Origin of the sequence: Mesorhizobium sp. M4A.F.Ca.ET.020.02.1.1, assembly GCF_004022645.1 — a bacterium.
In the GTDB taxonomy this organism is placed as follows: Bacteria; Pseudomonadota; Alphaproteobacteria; order Rhizobiales; family Rhizobiaceae; genus Mesorhizobium.
The window spans coordinates 1-10,508 of record NZ_RZOI01000140.1; the positions used below are offsets into that span (position 1 = coordinate 1).

Consider the following 10,508-nt stretch of genomic DNA (forward strand, 5'->3'; position numbering starts at 1 on the left):
TGTCCGAACCGGATAGATAGGTAACAGAATGGACCGATTGCATAGGTGACAGTTTTCTCCCTCGCCGGAGGACCCGGCGATGGTTTGGCGAGAGACTGGCATCATGGACGAGCGGCTTCGTTTTGTAGTGGATTGCCTTTCTGGCGAAGAGACGATGAGCGAGCTTTGTGCGGCCTACGGAATTTCGCGCAAGATCGGCTATAAATGGCTGGGTCGCTACCGGGAGTTTGGCCCGGAAGGTTTGCACGATCGGCCGCGAGCGCCGCTCAATCATGGCCGTGCGACAGCCCTTGATCTTGTCGAGCGGATCGTGGCGGCGAAGGAGACGCATCCGCTGTGGGGGCCCAAGAAGATCGTGGCGCGGCTCAAGCGCGCGGCTCCCGACTTGATCTGGCCGTCGGCCTCGACGGCAGGCGCTATCCTTGCACGGCATGGGCTTGTCAGCGCCCGCAAGCGGACCCGGCTGCGGGCCTGCGGCAATGGACCTTGGCCGGAGCCGCAAGGGCCGAACGCGGTGTGGACCGGCGATCACAAGGGCTGGTTCCGGACCCGTGACGGGTGGCGTTGCGAACCGTTGACGGTGATGGATGCGTCGAGCCGCTACTTGCTGGCGCTCGAAGCGACCGGCTCGACGGCGGATGCCGAGGCCTGGCCGGTATTCGAGCGGCTGTTTGAGGAGCATGGCCTGCCGGACCGGTTCCGAAGCGACAATGGCCCGCCCTTCGCGTCGGCCGGTGTCACCGGGCTGACACCGCTTGCGGTGCGCTTCATCAAACTCGGCATCGCCCTGGAGCGGATCGCGCCCGGCAAACCCCAGCAGAACGGGCGCCACGAGCGCTTTCATCTGACCCTGTTGCCGCTGGCCGAGGCACCGGAGGCCGACAGGGCGGCCCAGGGCCACGCCTTCGAGGCCTTCCGGCGCAGCTACAATGAAGAACGTCCCCATGAGGCGCTAGGCATGGACACTCCAGCCCAGCATTACAGATCCTCCCGGCGCGCCATGCCGACGATGCCGCCCGAGCCTGATTATCCGGCCGAGGCCGCGGTCCGTCATGTACGCCACAATGGCGAGATCAGGTGGAACGGCGGCTTCGTCTATGTCTCGCAGGCACTGGTTGGTGAAGCTGTCGCGGCCGCCCAAACCGAGGATGGTCAATGGGCTCTTTCCTTCCATGCACACCAGCTCGGCATCATCGACACAAGGCGTATGACGCTTGTCCGCTGCAGCGCCGCGCTAACCAATCCGCTTGGCGCTGCAGCGGACAAATAGGGGGAGAACTGTTACCTATGTATCCGGTTCAAACTGTTACCCATCTATCGGCTGGACACTGGCTGCGACGGCGGCGACCCTCTTGCAACGCAGGTGATTGGCGAAATCAGCCATGACAGCGCCCCTCTCCCCGTCACTATACGGGGAGAGGACGCCGGCAGGCAGGTGAGGGGCAGCGCCGACAGTCCGAAGAATTATCTGGCCAAGTCGAAACCTGGAGGAACTGCATCACTCTGCCGCGACCATCGTCGAGTCGGCAACGCCTTCCGGCTTCGGGCCGCCATAGGCCCAGTCGAGCAGCTTGATCGTGTGCACCACCGGCAGTTTCGCGGCGGAGGCGATCTGGGTGATGCAGCCTATGTTGCCGGTGGCGACGATTTCGGCGCCGGTCGACTCGATGTTTTTCACCTTGCGGTCGCGCAGTTTTGCCGAGATCTCGGGCTGCAGGATGTTGTAGGTGCCAGCCGAGCCGCAACAAAGATGCCCTTCGCGCGGCTCGCGCACGACAAAGCCCGCCCTGGCCAGCAGCTCCTTCGGCTGCCGGGTGATCTTCTGGCCGTGCTGCATCGAGCAGGCCGAATGATAGGCGACGACAGTGCCGGGCTTGCGCAGCGGTTCGGGCAGGTCGAGACCGGCCAGATATTCGGTGATGTCCTTGGCCAGCGCCGAGACCCGCGCGGCCTTTTCGGCATAGGCCGGATCGAGGCGCAGCATGAAGCCGTAGTCCTTGATCGTGGTGCCGCAGCCCGATGCGGTGATGACGATAGCATCGAGCCCGCCCTGGTCGATGGCGCGCGTCCAGGCGTCGACGTTCCGCCTCGCCGAGGCAAGGGCTGCCTCCTCGCGGCCCATATGGTGGACGAGCGCGCCGCAGCAGCCCTCGCCTTCCGGCACCACCACCTCGACGCCGAGCCTTGTCAGCAGCGAGATGGTCGTCTCGTTGATGGCCGGATCGAGCACCGACTGCGCGCAGCCGGTCAGGATGGCAACGCGGCCCTTGCGCGTGCCCTGCCCGGCGTGCACGCCAGGCAAGGCCATTGCCGACACCGCCGGGATCGAGGATGGCGCAAGCCTGAGCATGGCGGCGACAGGCTTTAGCGCCGGCAGCTTTTCGAACAGGCCGATGAACGGCCTGCCGAGCCCGGCCAGCTTCAATGCCGCACGGAAGCGCGAGGGATAGGGCAGCACGAAAGCCAGCATGGCGCGCGTCAGCCGGTCGAGCAGCGGCCGCTTGTAAGTTTGCTGGATATGGGCGCGAGCATGGTCGACCAGATGCATGTAATTGACGCCCGAGGGGCATGTCGTCATGCAGGCGAGGCAGGACAGGCAGCGGTCGATATGGGTGACGATCTCCTTGTCGGCCGGCCGGCCGTTCTCGAGCATGTCCTTGATGAGATAAATCCGCCCGCGCGGCGAATCCAGCTCATTGCCCAAGGTCACATAGGTCGGGCAGGTGGCGGTGCAGAAGCCGCAATGCACGCATTTGCGCAGGATCTTTTCCGATTCCGCGACGTGCGGATCGGCAAGCTGGGCGGCTGAGAAGTTAGTCTGCACCGGGGAGTCCTATTGTCCGAGGAGCCAGCTTTGCGGGTTCTTGACCGGCTCGCCGCGCTGCAGCGCCTGCAGCCCGAGGATGCAGCGGGCGATGAACCAGACAGCAGCGGCAAACATCAGCAGGAAGCCGATCACGAGCATCATAAGGACCACGGAGATCAGCGCGTAGAGCAGACCGATCCAGAAGGTCCTGATCAGGAAGGTGTAGTGGCTTTCGACGAAGCCGCCAGCCTTGCCGCGGTTGATGTAGGCAAGCACGATGCCGACAATGCCGGTGACGCCAATGACGAGGCCGGCGAGATAGAGAATGTAGATGACCAGGGCGTTGGTCGAACCTGGCTCCAGCCAGCGATCGGTCTGGCGCGGTCCGCCGCCCGGGCCTTGATTGATGTTGCTCATTGTGCTGCTCCTTCCGATGAGTGTGCCAGAGTAGCAGAGCTGGAACCCGGCGCCATTCGACCGGGGTTGAGGATATGCTTGGGGTCGAACTCGGCCTTCAGCCGCGCCGACAGCGCCGCCAGATGCAGTGGCTGCGGCTCGAACACCGGCAGAGCGGCGCGATGCGCGGGTGCGGCGCGCACCAGCGTCGCGTGGCCGCCGCCATGCTTGCGGATCAGGCCGCGCAGCAGGCCGGCCTCGGGATCGTTCTCGCGCATCGACAGCCAGACCAGACCGCCCTGCCAATCGTAGAAAGCGTCGACCGCCGCCTGCATGCGCAGGGCCATCACCATGTGATGCGCCTGCGACGGCGCCATCGACACACGCCAAACCGGTCTCGCGCCGCCATCTGCGAAGGGTATGCAATCGCGGATATCGCGCCAGATGGCCTTCGACGCCTCGTCGGCGATCTCCTCCAGCGGCCCTGCTTTGCCAAGCAGCTGCTTCAATGCCTCAATGCGATAGACCACGGAAGGGCCAAAACCCTCGACGCGCAGCAGCGTCGCGGCATCGCTGCCATGCTTGCCGGAATCGACGCGCGCTGTGATGCGCTCCGGCAGGTGGGCGGCGCTCGATACTTCGGCGCTGGAGCCAAGTGCCAGCGCCATGGCGGCCGTCGCCGCCTCGTCGAGCAGGCCACGGATGGCGAGCGTCACCTCGGTCTCCGCCGCCGGCAGCACCTTGAAGGTGACGTCGGTCAGCACGGCGAGCGTGCCCCAGCTTCCCGCCATCAGCTTGGAGAGATCGTAGCCGGTGACGTTCTTGACGACGCGGCCGCCGGACTTGAAGGCCTCGCCGCGACCCGAGATGGCGCCGACGCCGAGGATGTGGTCGCGCGCCGCGCCAGCCTTCAGCCGGCGCGGGCCGGACAGATTCGCCGCAAGCACGCCGCCGATCGTGCCTTTGCCCGGCTCGCCGCCGAGCAGTCGGCCATAGTCCATCGGCTCGAAGGCGAATTGCTGGCCGTTCTCGGCAAGCAGCCTCTCGATCTCGGCAAGCGCCGTGCCGGCTTTGGCCGACAGCACCAATTCGGCTGGCTCGTAGAGGGTGATACCGGTGAGCTTCGACAGGCCGAGCGTGTGTTCCGCTTGCAGCGGACGACCGATGCCGCGCTTGGAACCATGCCCGAGGATCTCCAACGGCGCCTCTTCCGCTGCAGCCCATTGAATGGTGGAGAGGACTTCGGCGGATGAGATTGGGGTGAAGGTTGTCATCGGAGAGCGCCTTTCCTCGCCCCCGCAAAGCGGGGGAGAGGTGGCTCGGGCGTAGCCCAAGACGGAGATAGGCCGCGTTCCTGCGCCGTCATGCGAAATTGGCCCCCATCAAAACCTCGGAATGTCCGGAAACGCCACCTGCCCGCGATGCACATGCATCCGCCCCAGCTCGGCGCAGCGGCGGAGCTGCGGGAAGACCTTGCCGGGGTTGAGCAGGTGGTTGGGGTCGAAGGCGCATTTGACCCTCATCTGCTGGTCGAGGTCGACCTGGTTGAACATTTCCGGCATCAGGTCGCGTTTTTCGACGCCGACGCCATGCTCGCCGGTCAGCACGCCGCCAACCTGGACACAGAGGCGCAGGATGTCGGCGCCGAAGCTTTCGGCCTTGTCCAGCTCGCCCGGCACGTTGGCGTCGTAGAGGATCAGCGGGTGCAGGTTGCCGTCGCCGGCGTGGAAGACGTTGGCGACTCCGAGCCCGTATTTCTCCGACAGGTCGCGCATGCCGGCGAGCACGCGCGGCAGTTCCTTGCGCGGTATGGTGCCGTCCATGCAGTAATAGTCGGGCGAGATGCGGCCGACCGCCGGGAAGGCCGCCTTGCGGCCGGCCCAGAAGCTCAGCCGCTCCTGCTCCGACTGCGAGATGCGGCAGGTGGTCGAGCCGTTCCTGTAGGCGATCGCCTCGACGAGGCCGATCAGGTGGTCGACCTCGACGCCCGGTCCGTCGAGCTCGACGATCAGCAGCGCCTCGACGTCGAGCGGATAACCGGCATGGACGAAATCCTCCGCGGCGTGGATCGCCGGGCGGTCCATCATCTCCATGCCGCCGGGGATGATGCCGGCGCCGATGATGTCGGCGACGCACTGGCCGCCCTGCTCGCTGGTCGGAAAGCCGATCAGGAGAGCGCGCGCCGTCTCCGGCTTCTTCAGGATGCGCACGGTGACCTCGCTGACGACGCCGAGCAGGCCCTCGGAGCCAGTCATGACGCCGAGCAGATCATAGCCCTCGGCGTCGAGATGCCGACCGCCCAGCCGCACCACCTCGCCATTCATCAAGACCATCTCGATGCCCAGCACATTGTTGGCGGTCAGCCCGTATTTCAGGCAATGCACGCCGCCGGAATTCTCCGCCACGTTGCCGCCGATCGAGCAGGCGATCTGGGAGGATGGATCAGGGGCGTAATAAAAGCCCTCCTGCTCGACGGCGGTGGTGATGCCGAGATTGGTGACGCCCGGTTGGGCGACGACAACTCGATTGGGAAAGTCGATCTCCAGGATGCGGTTGAAGCGGCTCATGACCAGCAGCACGGCATCCTCGAGCGGCAGCGCGCCGCCCGAGAGCGATGTGCCGGAGCCGCGCGGCACGACGCGGATGTTGCGATCGTTGCAGTATTTGAGCACCCGCGAGACCTGCGCCACCGTTTCCGGCAGCACCACGACCAGGGGCAACTGCCGGTAGGCGGTGAGACCGTCGCTCTCGAAGGCGCGCATTTCATTGGCCGTGTCGACCACGCCCTCGCCCGGCACGATGATGCGCATGTCGGCGACGATCTCGGCGCGCCGGCGAATGGTGGCGGCATCTGGCTTCGGCATGGCAAGGCCGGGCATGGGCTGCCTCTTCGCTTTACTGGTCAAAATCTTTTACCAGTGAAGCGCGTCAGTTGCAAACTCTGCATTGATCGAGATCGAGTGCCGGACGCTTCCGCAGCGGCAATCTGCCGCTGCGCCCTAATCTCCCCCCTCGAGGGGGGAGATGGCCGCGAAGCGGTCAGAGGGGGTCCTAGCGCGTGAAATGCCAACGCTGTCTGACGTCGCGAAGAGCGTCGGCGCCCCACGCGAGGCGACCCCCTCTGTCGCCTTCGGAGACATCTCCCCTCAAGGGGGAGATTATTCTCCCGGATGTTTCGCCGGCTCGGAGTGCATGCGCCGCACGCGGCGCACGCCCCACCAGACAAGCAGGATGGCGACCGGCACCGCGGCGGCGGTGACGACTTCGGGCGCAAAGGCATGGCCGAAGATCGAGGCGCCCTTGGCGAGATAGGAGATGAGGCCGACGACGTAATAGGAAACGGCGGCGACGGAAAGGCCTTCGACCGTCTGCTGCAGGCGCAGTTGCAGGCGGGCGCGGTTGTTCATCGAGGCCAGCAGGTCGCGGTTCTGCTTCTCGACCTCGACATCGACCCAGGTGCGCAGGAGCGTGGTGGCCCGGGTGAGTTTGCGCGACAGGTTGGCCTGCCGCTCCTCGACCGAGCGGCAGGTGCGCATGGCCGGCGCCATGCGCCGCTGCAGGAAGCCGGCCCAGGTGTCGTAGCCGGACACCGGCTCTTCCTCCAATGCCTCGAGTCGCTCGACGACAATGCCGTCATAGGCGCGGCTGGCGCCGAAGCGATAGAGGCTGGAGGCGGCATCCGCCTCCAATTCGGCGGCCAGCTCGGTCAGGTCGGCAAGCAGCGTCTGGCTGTCCCGGGTCTCCGCCCCCTTCATTTCCAGCGTGGTCTGCGCCAGCCGGTCCTCGATGCGGCGGGCGCGGCCGGAGAGCGTCAGCGCCAGCGGCAGGCCGAGCATGGCCAGCGTCCGGTAGGTCTCGATGTCGATCAGCCGCTGCGACAGCGCGCCGGTGCTGGCCGGCGTCAGGCCCCGATCGAGCACCAGCATGCGTGTCAGGCCGTCGCCGTCCTGGCGGAAGTCCGTGACAATGGCGGCATTGCCGCGCCCGACCAGCGAGTAGCACAGGCTGGTCGGGTCGAAATCGGCGATCAGTCTTTCGCTGGCCTGCGTCCATTTGCGGATCTCGAGCCTGATCCCGGATATGACCGTGCCCGGCGGCGAAAACCCGTTGCCAAAAGGCGAATCCTCCTGCGATCCGGCGCTTTCGGCAAGCGGCCCTTCCCACAGGTAGGTCGAGAATTCCGTGTGCCGTTCCCAGCGCAACGAGCCCTTGCCCCACTTCATGGCATGGTGGCGGGCCTGGCGGTCGGGGGCGGCGATGCCAAGGCGTCGCGACATCTCCGAAAGCACCGCGTGGTCGACGCCGGAGCCGCCTTCGGTCATGAAGGAAAGCTGGATCAGCACGCGCGGCTTCTCGATCAGCGGATGCGGCCTGGCATGGACCTCGCCCAGCGCGCCGGAGCGCCCTCCATGCGCCGGAAAACCCATGACGCTGCCCTGGGCGCGTGGCTGGAATTCGAGATTGGACGTCTCGTCCGACACGGCCGGTCCCCCTGTTCTTGACCCTGCGTGTATCGGCGTCCTCTAGGACCAATCGCCGGGAGACGCAAACGGCAAAGTTTAGCTGAAGGCGATATAGGGCGGCGACGCCGAACCGGACCAAACCGAACGAATTGGATAAATAATTTGACCAGTTGGCGACACAGGCTTTAATCTGAACGTCAACCGCTTCTTTTCCCAGGCACCCCGTTGAGCGATATTTTCTCCAGGATCGAGCATTCGCGCACCGCCGACGAGGTGGTGCAGCAGATCGAGAGCCTGATCCTGGAAGGCGTGTTGCGCACCGGTGACCGGCTGCCGGGCGAGCGCGAGCTGGCGCGCCAGTTCGACGTGTCACGGCCGATCCTGCGCGACGCGCTGAAGGCGCTGGAGGGGCGTGGGCTGCTGACGACCAAGGCCGGCGGTGGCACTCATGTCGCCGACGTCATCGGCCAGCTGTTCACCAAGCCGGTGACCGACCTCATCTCGATGCACCGCAAGGCGGTGACCGACTATCTGGAGTATCGCCGCGAGATCGAGGCGGTCGCCGCCGAATACGCGGCGCGGCGCGCCACGCCGGAAGACCTTACGCTGCTCGACAGCATCATGGCGCGCATGGACGAGGCGCACCGCACCGGCGATTTCGACGACGAGGCCGAGATCGACATCGAGTTCCACCACGCCATCTCGGAATGCGCGCACAACATCATCCTGCTGCATACGCTGCGCTCCTGCTACCGGCTGTTGTCGGAAGGTGTGTTCCAGAACCGGCTTCTGGTGTTCAGCGTGCCCGGCGCGCGCGAGGCCCTGCTTCACCAGCACCGGGCGATCTATGCGGCGATCAAGGCCGGCGATCCGGCGGCTGCCCGGCAAGCGGCCATGGACCACATCTCCTATGTCGAGCGCTCGATGCTCGAGGCCGAACGCAGCGGCGACTGGCAGCGCGTGTCACGGCTGAGGCTGAGACAGCGCTCCGACGCCGGCGACGGCGCCAAGACAACGAATTAGCGAACACCCAGCGGGAAAGACCATGAGCGACATCCTCACCATTGCCGATCTGAAGGACCTGGCGCGCCGCCGCGTGCCGAAGATGTTCTTCGACTACGCCGATTCCGGCGCCTGGACCGAAAGCACATACCGCGCCAACGAGGAGGATTTCCAGAAGATCAAGTTCCGCCAGCGCGTGCTGGTCGATATGAGCAACCGCTCGCTGGAAACGAGCATGATCGGAGAGAAGGTGGCGATGCCGGTGGCGCTGGCGCCAACCGGCCTGACCGGCATGCAGCACGCGGATGGCGAGATGCTGGCGGCGCAGGCGGCGGAAGAGTTCGGTGTGCCGTTCACGCTGTCGACGATGAGCATTTGCTCGATTGAGGATGTCGCCTCGGTGACGAAGAGGCCGTTCTGGTTCCAGCTCTACGTGCTGCGCGACAAGGACTTTGTCCTCAACCTGATCGATAGGGCGAAGGCGGCGAAATGCTCGGCGCTGGTGCTGACGCTCGACCTGCAGATCCTCGGCCAGCGCCACAAGGATGTCCGCAACGGGCTGTCGGCGCCGCCCAAGATGACGCTCGCCAACATCATCGACCTGGCGCTCAAGCCGCGCTGGTGTCTGGGCATAGCCGGCACCAAGCGCCGCACCTTCCGCAACATCGTCGGCCATGCCAAGGGGGTCGGCGACGTCTCTTCGCTGTCGTCGTGGACGACGGAGCAGTTCGACCCGCAACTGTCGTGGAAGGATGTCGCCTGGATCAAGGAGCGCTGGGGAGGCAAGCTGATCCTGAAGGGCATCCTCGACAAGGAGGACGCGCTGATGGCGGCCCAGACCGGCGCCGACGCGATCGTCGTTTCCAACCATGGCGGACGCCAACTCGACGGCGCCGCCTCGTCGATCGAGGTGCTGGAGGAGATCGCCGACGCCGTCGGCGACAGGATCGAGGTGCACATGGATGGCGGCATCCGCTCGGGCCAGGACGTGCTCAAGGCGCTCTGCCTCGGCGCCAAGGGCACCTATATCGGCCGTCCCTTCCTCTACGGCCTCGGCGCCATGGGCAAGGACGGGGTCACCAAGGCGCTGGAGATCATCCGCAAGGAAATGGACATCACGCTGGCACTGTGCGGTAAGCGTTTGGTAACCGACATGGGCAAGGACCAGCTGAGGCGCTAGGGCCTATTCACCTATCCGCCCTAGTTTCCCGTGATGATCGATACGGGAAGACGCTCACCGTGACCGAAACCGGCATCCACTATCTCGACGCGCGCGGGCCGGAAGGCATGCGGCTCTGCGCCATCGGCGACGTGCATGGCCGGCTCGACCTCCTGGCCGCCATGCACCGCCGGATCGAAAGCGAGCTCGAATACAAGCCGACCGCTGACTGGCGTGCCATCCATCTCGGCGACTATGCCGACCGTGGGCCGGACTCCAGGGGTGTGATCGATTTCCTGATCGACGCGCAGAAGCGCGACCCGCGCCACCTGATGCTCGCCGGCAACCATGACATCGGCTTTCTCGACTTTCTCGCCGAACCCGATCCGGACGGCCTGTTCATGCGCTATGGCGGCGTCCAGACGGCGCAGTCCTATGGCGTTGATCTGGTCGCGGACGCGCGCTGGTTCGGCAAGGCAGAGACGGTACGGAAAGGACACGCGGCCCTGATCGAGGCCGTACCGCAAGCCCATGTCGATTTCCTGCGCTCACTGCCGTTTTCCGTGGCCTTCGGCGACTTCTTCTTCTGCCATGCCGGCATCCGGCCAGGCGTGCCGCTCGAAAGCCAGAGTCCGCAGGACCTGATCTGGATTCGCGATGCCTTTCACGATCACCCCGGCCT

Annotated in this window: 9 protein-coding genes; 4 read left to right on the top strand and 5 right to left on the bottom strand. The window is 65.4% G+C overall.

The genetic code is table 11. The features are described from left to right. Positions 1 to 79 precede the first annotated feature (79 nt). Positions 80 to 1,270: an integrase core domain-containing protein gene (locus tag EN742_RS11945; RefSeq protein WP_126056960.1), complete on the top strand. Its 1,191-nt coding sequence runs from the start codon at positions 80 to 82 to the stop codon at positions 1,268 to 1,270. A gap of 228 nt (positions 1,271 to 1,498) precedes the next feature. Here EN742_RS11945 and glcF read toward each other — a convergent pair whose 3' ends face one another. The 5 genes from glcF to EN742_RS11970 form a co-directional block, all read right to left on the bottom strand. Then, positions 1,499 to 2,824, bottom strand: a complete 1,326-nt coding sequence (gene glcF / locus EN742_RS11950; protein WP_127405315.1) for a glycolate oxidase subunit GlcF — start codon at positions 2,822 to 2,824, stop codon at positions 1,499 to 1,501. 9 nt (positions 2,825 to 2,833) lie between these two features. Next, the gene (locus EN742_RS11955) at positions 2,834 to 3,223 is read right to left on the bottom strand and encodes a DUF4870 domain-containing protein (RefSeq protein ID WP_126056406.1); all 390 of its coding nucleotides are present in this window, start codon (positions 3,221 to 3,223) and stop codon (positions 2,834 to 2,836) included. Next, a complete protein-coding gene (locus tag EN742_RS11960; RefSeq protein WP_127405314.1) occupies positions 3,220 to 4,476 on the bottom strand; it encodes an FAD-binding protein in 1,257 nt (418 codons plus the stop codon). The genes EN742_RS11955 and EN742_RS11960 overlap by 4 nt, the downstream gene beginning before the upstream one ends. A 108-nt stretch (positions 4,477 to 4,584) precedes the next feature. Next, entirely contained in the window at positions 4,585 to 6,081 is a 1,497-nt protein-coding gene (locus EN742_RS11965) for an FAD-linked oxidase C-terminal domain-containing protein (protein WP_126056408.1), read from the bottom strand. Positions 6,082 to 6,360: 279 nt separating this feature from the next. Then, on the bottom strand, positions 6,361 to 7,683 hold the full coding sequence (locus tag EN742_RS11970) for a DUF3422 family protein (RefSeq protein WP_126056409.1): 1,323 nt from the start codon (positions 7,681 to 7,683) through the stop codon (positions 6,361 to 6,363). 207 nt (positions 7,684 to 7,890) lie between these two features. On the opposite strand from EN742_RS11970, the gene EN742_RS11975 reads away from it, so the two are divergent. The 3 genes from EN742_RS11975 to EN742_RS11985 form a co-directional block, all read left to right on the top strand. Next, positions 7,891 to 8,688 carry an FCD domain-containing protein gene (locus EN742_RS11975; protein ID WP_126056410.1) on the top strand — a complete coding sequence of 266 codons (798 nt, stop codon included), beginning with the start codon at positions 7,891 to 7,893 and terminating at the stop codon, positions 8,686 to 8,688. 22 nt (positions 8,689 to 8,710) lie between these two features. Next, the gene (locus tag EN742_RS11980; RefSeq protein WP_126056411.1) at positions 8,711 to 9,847 is read left to right on the top strand and encodes an alpha-hydroxy acid oxidase; all 1,137 of its coding nucleotides are present in this window, start codon (positions 8,711 to 8,713) and stop codon (positions 9,845 to 9,847) included. 59 nt (positions 9,848 to 9,906) lie between these two features. Beyond that, on the top strand, positions 9,907 to 10,508 hold a 602-nt coding region (locus EN742_RS11985), incomplete at its 3' end, for a metallophosphoesterase (RefSeq protein WP_128332843.1).

What these genes read in the sequence shown, in the direction of transcription:
- EN742_RS11945 (WP_126056960.1), top strand. Translation starts at nt 80, where the DNA reads ATGGTTTGGCGAGAGACTGGCATCATGGACGAGCGGCTTCGTTTTGTA.
- EN742_RS11955 (WP_126056406.1), bottom strand. Translation starts at nt 3,223, where the DNA reads ATGAGCAACATCAATCAAGGCCCGGGCGGCGGACCGCGCCAGACCGAT.
- EN742_RS11960 (WP_127405314.1), bottom strand. Translation starts at nt 4,476, where the DNA reads ATGACAACCTTCACCCCAATCTCATCCGCCGAAGTCCTCTCCACCATT.
- EN742_RS11965 (WP_126056408.1), bottom strand. Translation starts at nt 6,081, where the DNA reads ATGCCCGGCCTTGCCATGCCGAAGCCAGATGCCGCCACCATTCGCCGG.
- EN742_RS11980 (WP_126056411.1), top strand. Translation starts at nt 8,711, where the DNA reads ATGAGCGACATCCTCACCATTGCCGATCTGAAGGACCTGGCGCGCCGC.